Below are 14,861 nucleotides of genomic sequence, written 5' to 3' on the forward strand. Positions count from 1 at the left end.
TTAATTTTAATAATTTAAATTAGAACTTATGACAACATTAAAAATTCACAACATTGAAACCGCACCAGAAGGCAGTAAAGCATTATTAGAAAAATCACAAAACGCATACGGTATGATTCCTGGCTTGCACGGTGTATTAGCCGGAGCGCCCGGAATCTTAGAAGCATACCAAAAATTACACGAATTATTCGTAAACTCTTCATTTAACGAGGAGGAATTAACCGTTGTATGGCAGACTATAAACGTAGAACACGCCTGTCATTATTGTGTGCCAGCACATACAGGAATTGCAAAAATGATGAAAGTTGATGATTCAATAACAGAAGCTTTACGTAATGAAACGCCTCTTGAGAATCCGAAACTTGAAGCTTTACGCACTATGACTTTAACTATTGTTCGCAATCGTGGAAATGTAACAGAAGAGGATTTAAAAGCATTTTATAATGCTGGTTATGAAGAACGACAAGTGTTAGAAATCATTTTAGGATTGTCCCAAAAAACAATCAGTAATTATGTAAACCATATTGCAAACACACCTTTAGACGCAGGATCTAAAAAGTTTGCTTGGTCAAAAGAAAAAGTGGTTTCCTAATATTAAAAAACCATTGATTGCAAGTTATAAACCTTCCGTTTATTCGGAAGGTCAATTAATTTTTAAAAAATATAATTATGATAAAAGTATCTGTTATGTACCCAAACGGGAAAGATGTAAAATTTGATGTAGACTATTACAAAAATAATCATTTGCCAATGCTTTCCAATGCTGTTGGTGATGCTCTAAAAGGATTAGAGTTAGACTTAGGTCTGGCTGGTAGAAGTGAAGGAGAATTAGCTCCCTACATTGCAATTGCTCATTTAAAATTTAATGATGTAGCGTCATTTAATGCTGCCTTTGGGCCACACGCAGAAGCCTTTGCTGCTGATGTAAAAAATTACAGCAACGTTCAAGGCGAACTTCAAATTAGTGAACTTATAACATTTTAAAATATGAAAGAAAAATTGAAAATAGATATCGTATCAGACGTGGTTTGCCCTTGGTGTACTATTGGCTACAAACGTTTGGAAAAAGCCATTGCAGAACTTGGTATTGAAGATCAAATAGAAATAGAATGGCAACCTTTTGAGTTAAATCCAAACATGCCAGTAGAAGGCCAAAATGTAACTGAACATATTTCCGAAAAATATGGATCTACCTTAGAGCAGCAAAGAGAATCGCAAGAGCGAATGACAGCTGTTGGAAAAGAACTCGGCTTTACGTTTGATTATTTTAAAGATATGAAAATGGTAAACACCTTCAACGCACACGTTTTGTTGGATTATGCAAAAGAGTTTGGAAAGCAAACCGAATTGCAGATGCGACTTACCACCGCTTTTTTTAGCGAAAGAAAAGATGTTTCCGAAAGAGACATTTTAAAACAAGCCTTACTGGATGTTGGTTTAAATGCTGAAGAAGGTTTAGCAAAATTAGAAAGTGAAGATGCGCGTTACGAAGTAAGGAGTAAAGAAGGCTATTGGCAGAATATGGGCGTTAGTTCTGTGCCAACTATTGTATTCAATAGAAAAAGTGCTGTAACAGGGGCCCAGCCAGTTGACCTTTTTAAGGAAGTACTTTCTGAATTAATGGCAGAACAGTAACCATTTTAGAACCAAAGTTATTTTGGATTAAAAAACATAATAATTGATACATGGCATTGGAATTTCACGAAAAACCAATGCCAAAAATGGTAGTAATACTAATAACCGTAACACTGTTATTATCAAGTATTTGGTTTTAATAATAATTAATCTAGCTATTAGATAAATATTTTTGAAATGACAAACAACAGAAGAAATTTCATAAAAAACATCGGACTTATGGGAGCATCAGGAATTTTAATGCCAAGTATAGCTTTAGGAAATGTAGAAACTAAGGAGCAAACTATTTACCAAAATAAGGTTAGACCTAAAATATTGTTTTTTGACGTAAATGAAACACTCCTAGATCTTACCAATATGAAAAAGCAGGTTGGTGAAGCATTGGGGGGAAGGGAAGATTTACTGGCATTGTGGTTTACTACTATGTTGCAATATTCCTTAGTAACTACAGCAGGAGGGCAGTATGAACAGTTTGGAAATATTGGAGCCGCAGCACTGCAAATGGTGGCTGCAAATAATGGTATTTTAATCTCAGAGGAAGAAGCAAGAAACACTGTATTAAATGCACTACGCGATCTACCCGCCCATCCTGAAGTAAAAGCTGCATTGAAACAATTAAAAAAGGATGGCTACAAATTAGTTTCGTTCACCAATTCATCAAATGAAGGGGTTAAAAAGCAATTTGAAAGCGCTGGTTTAACTGAATATTTTGATGAAAGATTAAGTGTTGAAGACGTGGGCAAGTTCAAACCATTTGCAGACACTTATTCCTGGGCTGCCCGTAAAATGGGCGTAAAACCTGAAGAATGTATGCTTATAGCAGCCCACGGGTGGGATGTTGCCGGGGCTATGTGGGCAGGATGGCGCGCAGCTTTTATTAGTAGACCCGGAAAGCAATTATTTCCGTTGGCACCAGTTCCAGAATTTAATGAGAAGGATTTAATGATAATTTCAGAAAAGCTTATTGCATTGAGAGATTAGTCCCTCATCGTTCTAATTTCATAATTTAACAATAGTCCAACAAATTAATTTTTCAGAAGAACATACGCATTTAAAGAAGTGGCGATAAGTAGCCAAATAAGATACGGTGCTATTAATAGCGATTTAAGCTCTAATTGGGACCAATAATAAAATAAAAAGAACCCAATAACCAGTGTAAGTCCGCTTATTATAACAAGTCCCGCCAAAAGTTGGTGATAGTAAAAAAAAGTTGGGTTCCAAGCTAGATTCAGTATATAATGGAGTATTAATACACCAACAAGAATTTTTTTGTTTTCCACCACGGGCCATAAATACGCCAGATAAATACTAAAACAAATCATTATTAGTGTCCACGAGGCACCAAACACCCAACCCGGTGGTGTCCAAGGTGCTTTGTTGATGGTTGCATACCATTCAGACCGAGGACCTTTACCTGCCAATACGCTTCCGAGGCCGATAGAACCAAAATTTAGTATTAAGAATATAATAAGTCTATAAATCATTTAAATGTATTTTTTGAAAACCTCGGTTATTTGAAAACAATACTTTATTTCATTCAATGATTTCGTAATCAATAGCTAGTTTTCGTAAAGCTCTTAAGGCAGAACCACTGTCTTTATCTTCCACTTCTATATCTACAGCGTCTCCTTCTAAGAGAATATCTGTAAGTTCATTTGCTAAAGATTCGTTCACGGTTAATGAAATAGCTACAATACATTGGGCTATAGCTCTTCTATCTGGCCGCTGCGCATCACAAGACAATAAGTTTAATTTCATAATACTGATTTAGTAAAGTAATGCAATATACCAAAATTGCAGAAGATGAATTTTTAATGATTTAAAAAATAGTAACTCTTACTTTAAACCAAGAATTAACAAAATCCAACTCAATAATCTAACAATTCAACAACAACACAGAAAGCCTGTTTTTTGAATTTATACAATAAAAATAATGTATATTACATTTAAAATCAACATTATGCCAATATTCATGGACTTCCATGATCTTCCTGATGGCGTTTCAGCCAAGCATGTTGCAGAAATGCATCAAGCCGATTTAGATATTGAGCACAAATATAATTGCCGCGGATTAACCTACTGGTGTGATGAAAAAAGACAAACAGCTTTTTGTTTAATAGATGCGCCAAATAAACAGGCGGTTTTAGATTTGCACCAACATTCGCACGGTGCTGTTCCACAACGTATTATTGAAGTTAATGATGCCATTGTAGAATCTTTTTTAGGGCGTATAGAAGATCCAGAAAAATCTAAAAAAACTACCCTTAATATTATAAACGATCCCGCTTTTAGAACGCTTATAGTTGTTAAAATAAAACATAAAAATTTAAGAGTAAACGAAATAGAAACCTTAAAAGCCACAATTAAGGGCTACACCTCTTCAATAAAAACATTGACGCCTGAATATAATGGCCGTTTGGTTCGGCAAGAAGCCTATAGCTTTTTAATGTCTTTCGCTTCTGTTACTGATGCTATACATTGTGGGCTGAAAATTAAAGACATTCACAATTGTGTGATAACTCCAAATTTAGATTTAAAAATAGGAATAAGCGCTGGGATTCCTGTTAGTGAAAAAGAGGGCATTTTTGAGGACACCATAAAAATGGCAGAGCGCTTATGCGAGTATGTTAATAGCCCAGTCTCCATAGCATCTGAAGTTAAGGACTTATACGAAAGTGAACATTTAAATGTTCCTATTAACAGTAGTATTGTGCAGGCATTAAGTACCACCGATGAAAAATTTCTTAATCATATTATGGACCATACAGAACAGGTATGGGATCAAACCACTTTAAATGTAGGCGGCTTTTGTAATAGGTTAGGCTACAGCAAGTCGCAGCTTTACCGTAAAATGATGTTTGTCTTGGGAAAATCCCCCAATACGTTTATAAAGGATTACCGCTTGGAACAAGCCTTGCTTTTACTGCAGAAACAAACCTATAATATCTCTGAGATTGCCTTTAAAACTGGCTTTAATAGTCCTGCGTATTTTTCAAAATGCTTTAGGGGTAAATATGAAATTCTTCCTTCAAAATACATATAGTAGCATTAAATAATTTAATAGCAGCTTCTTATAATTTTTCAATGGTTCAAAATTATCCTTTTTTGAATTAATTATAGCGGTGTGTACTATTTTGTCTCCTTAGTTTTGGATTATAACTAAAACCAAATATTATGACCAAAACACTTTATGAACGCTTAGGTGGCAAAGAAGGCATATCATTGATAGTAGATGATACTGTAATTGCGCATATGAATAACCCAGCTATAAACGCTCGGTTTCTACCTTTTAAAGAAAAACCAGAACAATTAGCCATTATTAAAAAACACACTATAGATTTTTTCTGTGCCGGAAGTGGAGGTACTGAACACTATAAAGGGAAAGATATGGTAACTACCCATACTGGTATGAATATAAGTCCCGTAGAATACATGCACGTAATAGACGATATTTTTGCTGCATTGGATAAAAATTCCATTTCAGAGGAATCAAAAAAAGATGTATTGGCCATACTGTGGTCCTTAAAAGATATGATAATTTCAAAATAGCAACACAAATAGTAAGCACATGAAAAACTCAGTTGGAGATTGCTCCCAAAATCATAGAGGTTTTAATCTAACCTATACATTTTTAGGCTGTTGAATATGGTAGTTGGTTGTTGAAGACGTTATTGCACTTATGATGGACCTTATAATTGATTGGTGTTAATACTGGTAAGCATTAGTGTAGTAAATTCTTGAAATCTTATTTTACGTTTATTCCAGAAGGATTCATCTATGTTTAATAGAAATTTAATAATGCAATATGCCATAATTGCAGAAGTTGGATTTCTTCATAATTATAAATCTAAATATTCTTACTTTCAGCCAAGAAAACACAAATTCATCAAGACAGTAATAATAAATGAACTTATTAGCAGTAATTTAAATTAATGGCACCATCTTTGCAAACTAATAAATATTAATAAATTAAATTACATTACAATGAGTAAAGGAACAGTAAAATTTTTCAACGACACTAAAGGTTTTGGATTCATCACTGAAGAAGGAGTTGAAAAAGATCACTTTGTACACATTTCTGGATTAATCGATGAGGTTAGAGAAGGTGATGAAGTTACATTTGACCTTCAAGAAGGAAACAAAGGATTAAACGCAGTAAACGTAAAAGTTATCTAATATATATTCTTATATTTTCAAAAAAAGCCCGTCTTAACCGATGGGCTTTTTTATTACCCATCCGCTTCATCTACTGAAACTAGTGGAATTCACTACACGTTGTAAATTACACCTTATAGGTTACTAAAAGGTATACCGTTGCTCTGCAGTAGATGATGCATTAAGCAATTGGTTAAATACTTTTATACTATTAAAATCGCGGGTAATTGCTTCCGAAACAGCAATTCCCGATATGCCTGCATCTAAAATGGCTGTAACATCTGTTGTTGTAATTCCTCCCACACCAATTATTGGGGTGCCGGTTTTTAAAACATCTGTAATGGCAGTATAGCCCGCTAAGCCTAGCGTTGGAGGTAAATCTGTTTTAGTAGTTGTTGTTCTAAAGGGGCCTAAACTGATATAATTCACTTGTTTATCGAGTAACGCTTCGCAATCTTGCATGGTATTTGCTGTGCCCCCAATAATTTGCCAAGAGTATAAAAACTTTCTAGCTACAGTAGGGGAGACATCAGATTTTCCCAAGTGCACTCCATCTGCTTTAACTTCTCTTGCAACTTTATAATGATCATTAATGATTAGTCTGGTTTGAAAATGCGCGGTGATTTCTCTAGCCTCATTAGCAAATTTTAATAATTTCTTTTCTGAAACACCTTTTAAACGCAATTGCACCAATTCAGCCCCGGAATTGCAAGCTTTTTGAATATTTTCCAGATGCTCTTTTGGAGAACTTCCTTGAGTTATATAATGTAGTTTGGATATCATTGCTTTTTAATTAATTTAATTTCAACTCACGACTCACGACTCACGACTCACGACTCACGACTCAAGATTCACAATCTTGGAGTATTCCATAAAATATTCTTCAAAACGTTTCAAAACGGGGTGCATTTTTTCTGAATACAGCACATATTGGCATTTTTGAATACTTTGGGTAATTGACATAATAGCCTCATACGTGGATTTTTGTGTTAGAAATTCGGCGTCGTCTATGCTAAATATTTTTAGATCTGAGATACTCACCCCATTCGTTAAAAACAACTTATTCATGGACTTTGGTGTAGAAATAAGAATATCAACACCCATAGCGATTTCAGATTTTTGTACGTCATTATGAAGTTCTTCATAGCCCACATAAATTCGTAATGAATTGTATTTAGTGTAGGATAGAAAAATATCGTATAGCTCCATGGCCTTTTCCTTGTTTTCTACAAGAATCACCGCCCTTGGGGCGTTTCCAATGGCCCTGCATTTCAATTTTTGCAAAGTAGTAAGTATTAGTGTAGTGGTTTTACCGCTGTCTTTTGGAGCAACGCAATACACATTGGAACCACTTTTAATTATAGGAATGCTCTCGCTCTGAAAAGGAGTAGGAGTGGTTATTTCAAGTTGCTCGAGCTTCTCTTGGATATCTGGATGTAGTTTTTTAAAAGGCATAGAATTTTTTACAGATGAAGAATTAGCTTACTAAATATACTAATCATGGCAAATATACAATTAACTATAGGGCTGTTGTGGGATTTTCTATTTTTATAGTTCGATAAAGGAATTATCAAATTCAACAAATAAAAAGGAACAAATTACATCAATTTTAGATGTAATTTGTTCCTCTCTTTCATTATAAAACTGTCTTGTAATTTATAGAAAATAAAGGTGTTACTTCTTTATAAATTTCTTGATTGTTTTCTTCCCGCTTACAACTACTTCGCAGAAATATATCCCACTTGAAAAGTTCAAAATATCTAAAGTATATAGATTAGTTTTCGGATAATTCGAAGTAATTAATCGCCCTAAAGCATCGTAGATTTCAATCTGCTCAAAAACGTTATTTTGAATTGAAAAATATACTTCATCACTTGCAGGAACGGGGTATACACTTATTTCAGAATAAGTTATTTCTTCAATGCCCAATGCGAAATTTTTCAATTTTATAATCCAAGCATCAAAGCCACCCAATGAATTTTCAGTTTTGTCTCCTGAAATATCAGACATTGAAGATCCCACCAAAATAATTTCATCATTTATATCTTTAATAATTGTTGACATAGAATCATTGTTAGAGCCGCCAATGGTATTTTGATCAAGGATATTAAAATTTTCATCCAAATATAATATCCAATAATCGGTGCTGCCTTGACTATCTTCATTCTTGTCTCCAGAAGCTGAAGATGATGATGCTGAGCCAACAATATATTTATTTGAATCTGTAATTACGGCATTTGCAGCAAATTCATTTAAATCGCCACCAAGAGTTTTTTGAGACAGTATGTTTCCACTTAATCCCAAAGTAAGAATCCATAAATCCTGTTCTCCTCTGGAAGATTCTGATTTATCTCCAGAAATCCCAGAGAAGGAATTTCCTCCAACCAAAATAGTCTCACTGTCTTTTTGAACAAGAAATTTTAAATAATCGCCGTCATTACCACCTATTGTATTTTCCCAAACAATATCACCTAAAGCATTAAGATTTACAATCCAATAATCGTCACTTCCATTTGAATTCTCAGACTTATCTCCAGACGCGTTAGAGTTTGAATTACCTCCTAAAATATAGTTGCCGTTGCTCAATACCAAAATATCATTTAATTGGTCAAGGTCAACGCCACCAATGGTATTTTGCCAAACAATGATTCCATTTGAATCTAATTTTAATGCCCAATAGTCTCTGTCTCCAACATTATTTTCGGTTTTATCTCCCGAAATATTTGAGAAAGAAGACCCACCTACAAGATATCCTCCATCCAGTGTTTGAGCAACTTTTGGCGCCGTTTCATCTTCTGATCCGCCAATAGTATTTTCCCAAGCAATAGTTCCGTCTTCATTTAATTTTACAATCCAAAAATCTTTTCCACCAATCGAGTTTTCAGACTTATCACCAGAAGAGTCAGAATTTGATAAAACTCCTAAAATATAACCTCCATCACTAGTGGATTCCAAAGAAGATGGAGTTTCTGAACCGGATCCACCAATGGCTTTTTGCCATTGTACATTACCTGCAGCATTTAATTTTATTAACCAAACATCTGTAATACCAATTAAGGGAACTGTTCTATTTCCGGAAATGTTTGATAAGGAAGAAGTTGCAATTAACGAACCTCCATCTGGCGATGGTGCAGCCACCCGACCCATATCTGAAAAATTTCCTCCCAAAGTTTTTTGCCATTCTATTTGGGGGTCTTGAGCATTCATTATTAATGTTGTAAATGCAGCGAGTAAAATAATGTAATGTTTCATAATAGTATAAATTTTTAAACAATAATACCCTGTTTAAAAAATTATATCAATACGTCAATTGCCTTATAAACTCTTATTAAAGACGTAATACCTTTCAGTATAATTTCAAAATATAACTTGTGAGATTTAAGATTCACTATTAACAATCGTAACAAGCACTTCCCAAACATTCTTAGCAACAATTTTATGCCCCTCCGCTGTAGGATGTATCCCATCATTCTGATTTAATTCCTTAACACCGCCAACATCCTTCAAAATAAAAGGAATAAAGGCAATGTTATTTTCTGAAGCCAGGTTGGAGAAAACGGTTTTAAATTGGGTTGTGTATTCTTGTCCCATATTGGGGGGTAATTGCATCCCTGCCAGAATAATCTTCGTGCTGGGGTTTTTGGCTTTTACGGCATCTATAATTGCTTGCAAATTGGCTTTGGTTTCTGCTATAGGTAGTCCGCGTAGGCCGTCGTTTGCACCTAGTTCCAGCACGAATATATCGATATCTTGATTGAGAATCCAATCGATTCTACTTTTGCCGCCAGCGGAAGTTTCCCCGCTCAGTCCAGAATTTACAACTTCATAACTTAAACCTAAGGAGTCAATTTTAGACTGGATAATCCCAGGAAAAGCATCGTTAGTGTCATCCAGACCATAGCCCGCCGTAATGCTGTCGCCATAAAATAAGATGGTCTTGCTTGAAGAAGTTGTTGGAGTTTCCGTTTCTGTAGTGACATTTTCGTTTGTTTCTGTAGTGGTTTTTGATTTTGTGTCATTTCCGCAGGAGATAACGACAAAAACCATCAGGAAATAACAAAACTTTAAGAGGTTTGGATATTTGGAAACTGTACTATTTAAAAGGGTTTCTGTAATTTTGGGGTTTGGCATAAGTGCTGTGATTATTATTAAAATTAAAGGTAGGTAGTTATATTCAAATTTTGGTTATTCTATCGTATAGTTCTCGACTGTGCTTGAACGGCTTGAATAGACGAAGAGTTCTCGACTGCGCTCAAACGGACATATATATAAAATTAAATGGCAAAGATATTAAAGATAAACGGGCTGGAAAAAACTTATAAAAGTGGTTCCAAGGAATTAACGGTCCTTCACAATGTTTCCTTTGAAGTTGAAAAAGGACAAACATTCTCCATCGTTGGCCCGTCGGGTAGTGGAAAGACCACCTTATTGGGCTTAGCTGCAGGACTAGATACGCCCAGTGCTGGCACGGTTGAATTATGCGGACATATTTTAAATACCCTTAACGAAGACGAACGAGCGCAATTGCGCAATGAAGAAGTGGGGTTTATTTTTCAGGATTTTCAATTATTGCCAACCTTAACTGCCCTTGAAAATGTTAGTGTGCCATTAGAATTACAAGGCGCCAAAAACGCTGCGAGTAAAGCGAAAGAGTTATTAGAAAAAGTGGGTTTGGGTGATCGCCTGCACCATTACCCATCACAACTATCGGGTGGGGAGCAGCAGCGAGTGGCTGTTGCAAGGGCTTTTTCCAATAGCCCGGCTATTTTATTTGCAGATGAACCTACTGGGAATTTAGACGAGGAAACTGGCGAGAAAGTGATACAATTACTTTTTAACCTAAATGAAGAGGCAGGAACTACGCTAGTGATTATTACCCACGACTTAGATTTGGCTGCAAGAACGCAGCAAATCTTAAGATTAAAAGGAGGTCAGATTTTAATTAATTGACTTAAGACTAAAGGACGTAAGACAGCCTTGTTTTTAAAATGAAGATTTCATTATAACGGCGTATTCGTTCTAAGTCGAGATTTGAAAATTGACATAAGATTAAAAGAAGTATGACGTAAGAAACCTTTTTTTTGAAATAAACATCCCATTATTAACCACGTACTTGTCCTACGTCCTATGTCTTAAAATCCTACGTCAATCAAAAAACAAAACAATATTAAAACCTTGAACAAATCTCAATTAAAATCAACAACAAACCCCGCTTGGCTTTTTAAAATGGCTTGGCGCGATGCCAAAGCCAGTAGGGTGCGATTACTGCTTTTTATGGCTTCCATAATATTGGGGATTGCGGCCGTGGTTTCCATACAGTTGTTCGGCCAGAACCTAACCGCCAATATTCAGACGCAATCAAAGTCCTTGATGGGGGCCGATTTCCTTATTGATACAGATCAGCTTCCAAACGAGCGAGCGCAGGCAATTATAGATTCTTTAAAACCTGACGCATCGGAAGTAAACTTTGTGTCGATGGCTGCTTTTCCGAAAAATGACGGTACTAAATTAGTACGTGTGCGGGGCTTACAGGGCGATTTCCCTTTTTACGGAACACTTAAAACACAGCCTGTTACAGCTGCTACTTCATATCAAGATTTAGGTAGTGCTTTGGTTGATGCAACCTTAATGTTGCAATACAATCTTCAAGCTGGCGACTCCATAAAAATAGGCGAAATAACCTTGCCCATAGCTGGGGCATTAAATGCCATTCCTGGGAATAACGCTGTCTCCAGTTCTGTTGCTCCCTTAGTAGTTATTCCCTATCGATTGATAGCCGAGACCGAATTATTACAGTTCGGAAGCCGAAAGGAATATCAGTATTTTTTCAAGCAACCCAATACAGATTTAGTGGCACTAGAAAAAAGCATAGAACCTATGCTCAAAGCAGAAAACGCAGATTTGGATACCCACACCAGCACGAGCAGCAGATTGGGACGCCGATATGACAATGTAGGGTCGTTTTTAAACCTAACCGCCTTTATTGCGCTATTGTTAGGCTGCGTAGGGATTGCCAGCTCGGTAAATATCTATATCAAGGAAAAAATAAAGGCGATTGCAGTCCTAAAATGTCTTGGTGCCTCTAGAAAACAAAGCTTTCTGATTTACCTGATACAGATTGCAGGCATAGGAATCATGGGTGGTATTATTGGAACTGCAATAGGAGTGGGGCTGCAAGAACTTTTTCCTATTGTATTGAAAGGGTTTTTACCCTTCGATATTACCATTAGTATTACCGCGCAACCGTTGATAATAGGCATTCTTTTAGGTTTGGTGATGTCGGTTTTATTCGCATTATTACCTTTGTTGCGCACTTGGTATGTTTCGCCATTGGAAGTGTTACGATTTAGCGGAGACACTTTTAAACAGTCAGCAAAGGCCCGTTATAGTGCCATTGCTGTGATTGTTTTATTTTTATTTGGGTTCTCTTATTGGCTACTGAAAGATTGGTTATTTGCCTTGGCCTTTATCGGGGGAATACTCGTCACCTTCGGTATTCTTGCGGGTATTGCCATTGGTAGCATGAACTTGGTTAAAAGGTACTTTCCTAAGGGGGCAGGGTTTACTACACGGCAAAGTCTGCTGAATTTATTTCGTCCCAACAATCAAACTGTTGTGTTGCTGGTAGCTATTGGTTTGGGTACATTTTTGATAAGTACGCTGTACTTCACAAAAGATATTTTACTCGATAAAGCCGCATTAGGGCAAACTTCAGAAAGTGCAAACTTGATAACCTTGGACGTGCAACCGGACCAAATAGCCGAGGTGGAAAAAACCTTTAAGGCGAATGACTTGACGATATTGGATAATATTCCAATTGTGACGATGCGTATGCACAGCATAAAAAATGAATTGGTAAACAGCTTGCGAACGGACAGTACTTCCCAAGTAAAAGGCTGGCTTTTAAACCACGAGTTTAGAACCACCTATAGGAGTGATCTTACCGATTCCGAAGAAATTATTGCAGGGGAGTGGGTGGCTGTGCATAATGCAAAAGATACCATCCAGATCTCTATCTCCGATAATTTGGCTGAAGATGCCAAGGTAACTATTGGCGATCCTATTGTTTTTAATGTACAGGGCGTACTTATGGAAACGGTTGTTAGGAGCATCCGAAAAGTGGATTGGACTAGTCTGCAACCCAATTTTACAGTGTTATTTCCAAAAGGTGTGTTGGAAAACGCGCCACAGTTTAATGTATTAACCACCTATGCGCCCACGGAAGCTAGTTCGGCGAAACTGCAACGGGATTTAGTTACTAAATTTCCAAATGTGTCTGTTATAGATTTAAGGCAGATGTTTACGGTAATAGAAGATATTCTGAACAAGGTATCTTGGATTATTAATTTTATGGCGTTTTTCAGCATACTTACAGGGATTATTGTTCTGATTGGTTCTGTGCGTACCAGTAAATATCAGCGAATAAAAGAAAGTGTGTTATTGCGAACCTTGGGCGCGAAAAACAAACAGATACTTACCATTACCGCCCTTGAATATCTATTTCTAGGAATTTTGGGCAGTCTCTTGGGAATTCTTTTAGCGCTGATTAGCAGTTTGCTTTTGGCAGTATTTGTATTTGAAGAACCTTTTACACCTTCGCTTATTCCATTTTTAGTTTTTCTGCCGGGAATTTCCCTTTTGGTTTTGGGGATTGGGTTGAGTAATATTCGGGAGGTTTTACGGAGTTCGCCGCTTGAGGTTTTGAGGAAGGGTGGGTGATTAGTTGTGGGTTGTGGGTTGTCTGTTGTGGGTTTTCTGTTGTCTTGTATTAGTCTTGAGGAATGATGCGTGAAATCGTTGCGGGGCCTCGATACAAATTTCAAAGCCGCTTCGCTTTTTTGAAATTCACTCGTACACCGTGATAATCTGCACATTGATTTTACGGAATGCAGGTTTTTGAGTGACCTACGATAGAAGGTAGTATCGAAGGGACTATTTCTTTTTATAGGGAGATTCCTTAACGTTATCCGCTTCGCCATAGCCCGCAGGATCATTTGATTCTGGGACCTTTTCGGGATCTTCTTTTTTAGGTTCTTTTACAGCCTCCGGTTTTGAATTCGGTTCTTTAGGACTATCTTGTTTTTCTATATTCTGTTCGTTTTTATGCTTAGGATCTAGCATAGGTGTTTTCTTATCCATTGTAGTATTTTTTTAGTGGTTATTTTAACCTGTTAACTTTTACTCTTCTTCTTGATTTTTATTTTTTGCACCTTTTCCATCTGTTTGAGATTTTGGGTGAAGGTTATCGTCCTTCGCGATTCCTTTTGCATGGGGGATTGGGTGTTTTCCTTGTTTGTCTTCAAAATTTGGTGTTTTCATAGTATTTTATTTAAATTATTTAATGCTGTTTTAGCATTTGTTATACAAGCTATTAAATTATTGGCTGTTTAGCATGCTTCCTAACACTATTTAACAAACACTTCCCTTTGATAAGTTAAAAAAGGATGATTAATCACAGCGCGCGGCAATTTCATACTTCGACAAGCTCAGTACAAGCGGCGCGTCTAATTATAGAACATACCAACGGAAACTTGAAATCAGACGTAAACCAAAAACTTTAATAACCCCCAACGGATTTTTAATTAAGCGTACGGAACATTCTGGGATATTTTACATAATATAGAATTATAGCAACATAGCACACTTTTTAATGTGAAAAACGAAATATCCTTTTTGTTCTATAATGTTTGCGTTATGTAACTTTGCTTTGGAAAAAAGTAAAGTTTATTTGCCGAATGTTTCTTTAAAAAAGTTTTCTTTCCAAATGTTTCTTTTAGGATGTAATGCAACACTCTTTTTTGTGAGGCAGGGGCGTGGAGGAAAAGTGTGTGGAATGGGATAGTTAGACTAATGTCTTTTAATGAACTATATATTGATTATTTATTAAGCAAAGCTACAATCCCCATCTCCAAAATTCATTTTAATATTATTAAAATTTTCTTTTCCGAATTTTTTTGATATAATGGATTCTTTTAGCTTTTTTCTACGATAAAGAAATATATATGATTTTTTTAAATGTTTTAAAAGACCTTCATCATAGCACATAAGAACTCTAATATTCTGTTCTATAC

The 14,861-nt window shown here is 36.0% G+C and carries 18 protein-coding genes; 9 read left to right on the forward strand and 9 right to left on the reverse strand.

The features are described from left to right. Positions 1-28 precede the first annotated feature (28 nt). The 4 genes from AEQU1_RS14340 (at position 29) to AEQU1_RS14355 (ending at position 2,616) form a co-directional block, all read left to right on the forward strand. A complete protein-coding gene (locus tag AEQU1_RS14340) occupies positions 29-592 on the forward strand; it encodes a carboxymuconolactone decarboxylase family protein (RefSeq protein WP_111882198.1) in 564 nt (187 codons plus the stop codon). A gap of 77 nt (positions 593-669) precedes the next feature. After that, a complete protein-coding gene (locus AEQU1_RS14345; RefSeq protein WP_111882200.1) occupies positions 670-984 on the forward strand; it encodes an EthD family reductase in 315 nt (104 codons plus the stop codon). Between the two features lie 3 nt (positions 985-987). Then, on the forward strand, positions 988-1,635 hold the full coding sequence (locus AEQU1_RS14350) for a DsbA family oxidoreductase (protein ID WP_111882201.1): 648 nt from the start codon (positions 988-990) through the stop codon (positions 1,633-1,635). Between the two features lie 177 nt (positions 1,636-1,812). Beyond that, entirely contained in the window at positions 1,813-2,616 is an 804-nt protein-coding gene (locus tag AEQU1_RS14355) for a haloacid dehalogenase type II (protein WP_181566788.1), read from the forward strand. A 44-nt stretch (positions 2,617-2,660) separates the two neighbouring features. Here the strand turns inward: AEQU1_RS14355 and AEQU1_RS14360 are convergent, their stop codons facing one another. Together AEQU1_RS14360 and AEQU1_RS14365 are read right to left on the reverse strand one after the other, a co-directional pair. Beyond that, positions 2,661-3,119, reverse strand: coding sequence for a TspO/MBR family protein (locus tag AEQU1_RS14360; protein ID WP_111882203.1), 459 nt, complete (start codon positions 3,117-3,119; stop codon positions 2,661-2,663). Between the two features lie 49 nt (positions 3,120-3,168). After that, a complete protein-coding gene (locus AEQU1_RS14365) occupies positions 3,169-3,393 on the reverse strand; it encodes a hypothetical protein (protein ID WP_111882204.1) in 225 nt (74 codons plus the stop codon). Between the two features lie 202 nt (positions 3,394-3,595). On the opposite strand from AEQU1_RS14365, the gene AEQU1_RS14370 reads away from it, so the two are divergent. The 3 genes from AEQU1_RS14370 to AEQU1_RS14380 all read left to right on the forward strand — a co-directional run bounded on the left by AEQU1_RS14370 (position 3,596) and on the right by AEQU1_RS14380 (position 5,811). Next, positions 3,596-4,678 (forward strand): nickel-binding protein, encoded by a 1,083-nt coding sequence (locus tag AEQU1_RS14370; RefSeq protein WP_111882229.1) that lies wholly within the window; start codon positions 3,596-3,598, stop codon positions 4,676-4,678. Positions 4,679-4,809: 131 nt separating this feature from the next. Further along, positions 4,810-5,184 carry a group 1 truncated hemoglobin gene (locus tag AEQU1_RS14375; protein ID WP_111882206.1) on the forward strand — a complete coding sequence of 125 codons (375 nt, stop codon included), beginning with the start codon at positions 4,810-4,812 and terminating at the stop codon, positions 5,182-5,184. A gap of 435 nt (positions 5,185-5,619) precedes the next feature. Then, a complete protein-coding gene (locus AEQU1_RS14380) occupies positions 5,620-5,811 on the forward strand; it encodes a cold-shock protein (RefSeq protein WP_111882208.1) in 192 nt (63 codons plus the stop codon). 123 nt (positions 5,812-5,934) lie between these two features. Here the strand turns inward: AEQU1_RS14380 and thiE are convergent, their stop codons facing one another. The 4 genes from thiE to AEQU1_RS14400 all read right to left on the reverse strand — a co-directional run bounded on the left by thiE (position 5,935) and on the right by AEQU1_RS14400 (position 9,921). Beyond that, the gene (gene thiE, locus AEQU1_RS14385; protein WP_111882209.1) at positions 5,935-6,573 is read right to left on the reverse strand and encodes a thiamine phosphate synthase; all 639 of its coding nucleotides are present in this window, start codon (positions 6,571-6,573) and stop codon (positions 5,935-5,937) included. Positions 6,574-6,627: 54 nt separating this feature from the next. Further along, positions 6,628-7,245 (reverse strand): DEAD/DEAH box helicase, encoded by a 618-nt coding sequence (locus AEQU1_RS14390; RefSeq protein ID WP_111882211.1) that lies wholly within the window; start codon positions 7,243-7,245, stop codon positions 6,628-6,630. Positions 7,246-7,464: 219 nt separating this feature from the next. Further along, complete coding sequence (locus AEQU1_RS14395; protein ID WP_111882212.1) at positions 7,465-9,042, reverse strand: T9SS type A sorting domain-containing protein; 1,578 nt, start codon at positions 9,040-9,042, stop codon at positions 7,465-7,467. 126 nt (positions 9,043-9,168) lie between these two features. Beyond that, complete coding sequence (locus AEQU1_RS14400) at positions 9,169-9,921, reverse strand: arylesterase (protein ID WP_111882214.1); 753 nt, start codon at positions 9,919-9,921, stop codon at positions 9,169-9,171. A gap of 147 nt (positions 9,922-10,068) precedes the next feature. Between AEQU1_RS14400 and AEQU1_RS14405 the strand changes: the two genes are divergently transcribed. Together AEQU1_RS14405 and AEQU1_RS14410 are read left to right on the forward strand one after the other, a co-directional pair. After that, the gene (locus AEQU1_RS14405; protein WP_111882215.1) at positions 10,069-10,740 is read left to right on the forward strand and encodes an ABC transporter ATP-binding protein; all 672 of its coding nucleotides are present in this window, start codon (positions 10,069-10,071) and stop codon (positions 10,738-10,740) included. Between the two features lie 276 nt (positions 10,741-11,016). Further along, on the forward strand, positions 11,017-13,509 hold the full coding sequence (locus AEQU1_RS14410; protein WP_111882217.1) for an ABC transporter permease: 2,493 nt from the start codon (positions 11,017-11,019) through the stop codon (positions 13,507-13,509). 213 nt (positions 13,510-13,722) lie between these two features. Here the strand turns inward: AEQU1_RS14410 and AEQU1_RS14415 are convergent, their stop codons facing one another. The 3 genes from AEQU1_RS14415 to AEQU1_RS14425 all read right to left on the reverse strand — a co-directional run. Further along, positions 13,723-13,929 carry a hypothetical protein gene (locus tag AEQU1_RS14415; RefSeq protein WP_111882218.1) on the reverse strand — a complete coding sequence of 69 codons (207 nt, stop codon included), beginning with the start codon at positions 13,927-13,929 and terminating at the stop codon, positions 13,723-13,725. 39 nt (positions 13,930-13,968) lie between these two features. Beyond that, positions 13,969-14,109: a hypothetical protein gene (locus tag AEQU1_RS14420; protein ID WP_181566789.1), complete on the reverse strand. Its 141-nt coding sequence runs from the start codon at positions 14,107-14,109 to the stop codon at positions 13,969-13,971. Between the two features lie 564 nt (positions 14,110-14,673). Then, positions 14,674-14,861 (reverse strand): hypothetical protein (locus AEQU1_RS14425; protein WP_220092322.1); only part of this gene is annotated, 188 nt, incomplete at its 5' end.

This window comes from Aequorivita sp. CIP111184, from assembly GCF_900489465.1.
Classification (GTDB): Bacteria; Bacteroidota; Bacteroidia; order Flavobacteriales; family Flavobacteriaceae; genus Aequorivita.

Coding starts and splice junctions, on each gene's coding strand:
- AEQU1_RS14345 (WP_111882200.1), top strand. CDS start 670: ATGATAAAAGTATCTGTTATGTACCCAAACGGGAAAGATGTAAAATTT.
- AEQU1_RS14360 (WP_111882203.1), bottom strand. CDS start 3,119: ATGATTTATAGACTTATTATATTCTTAATACTAAATTTTGGTTCTATC.
- AEQU1_RS14375 (WP_111882206.1), top strand. CDS start 4,810: ATGACCAAAACACTTTATGAACGCTTAGGTGGCAAAGAAGGCATATCA.
- AEQU1_RS14415 (WP_111882218.1), bottom strand. CDS start 13,929: ATGGATAAGAAAACACCTATGCTAGATCCTAAGCATAAAAACGAACAG.
- thiE (WP_111882209.1), bottom strand. CDS start 6,573: ATGATATCCAAACTACATTATATAACTCAAGGAAGTTCTCCAAAAGAG.
- AEQU1_RS14370 (WP_111882229.1), top strand. CDS start 3,596: ATGCCAATATTCATGGACTTCCATGATCTTCCTGATGGCGTTTCAGCC.
- AEQU1_RS14410 (WP_111882217.1), top strand. CDS start 11,017: ATGGCTTGGCGCGATGCCAAAGCCAGTAGGGTGCGATTACTGCTTTTT.
- AEQU1_RS14350 (WP_111882201.1), top strand. CDS start 988: ATGAAAGAAAAATTGAAAATAGATATCGTATCAGACGTGGTTTGCCCT.
- AEQU1_RS14355 (WP_181566788.1), top strand. CDS start 1,813: ATGACAAACAACAGAAGAAATTTCATAAAAAACATCGGACTTATGGGA.
- AEQU1_RS14400 (WP_111882214.1), bottom strand. CDS start 9,921: ATGCCAAACCCCAAAATTACAGAAACCCTTTTAAATAGTACAGTTTCC.
- AEQU1_RS14405 (WP_111882215.1), top strand. CDS start 10,069: ATGGCAAAGATATTAAAGATAAACGGGCTGGAAAAAACTTATAAAAGT.
- AEQU1_RS14395 (WP_111882212.1), bottom strand. CDS start 9,042: ATGAAACATTACATTATTTTACTCGCTGCATTTACAACATTAATAATG.
- AEQU1_RS14380 (WP_111882208.1), top strand. CDS start 5,620: ATGAGTAAAGGAACAGTAAAATTTTTCAACGACACTAAAGGTTTTGGA.
- AEQU1_RS14340 (WP_111882198.1), top strand. CDS start 29: ATGACAACATTAAAAATTCACAACATTGAAACCGCACCAGAAGGCAGT.
- AEQU1_RS14420 (WP_181566789.1), bottom strand. CDS start 14,109: ATGAAAACACCAAATTTTGAAGACAAACAAGGAAAACACCCAATCCCC.
- AEQU1_RS14390 (WP_111882211.1), bottom strand. CDS start 7,245: ATGCCTTTTAAAAAACTACATCCAGATATCCAAGAGAAGCTCGAGCAA.
- AEQU1_RS14365 (WP_111882204.1), bottom strand. CDS start 3,393: ATGAAATTAAACTTATTGTCTTGTGATGCGCAGCGGCCAGATAGAAGA.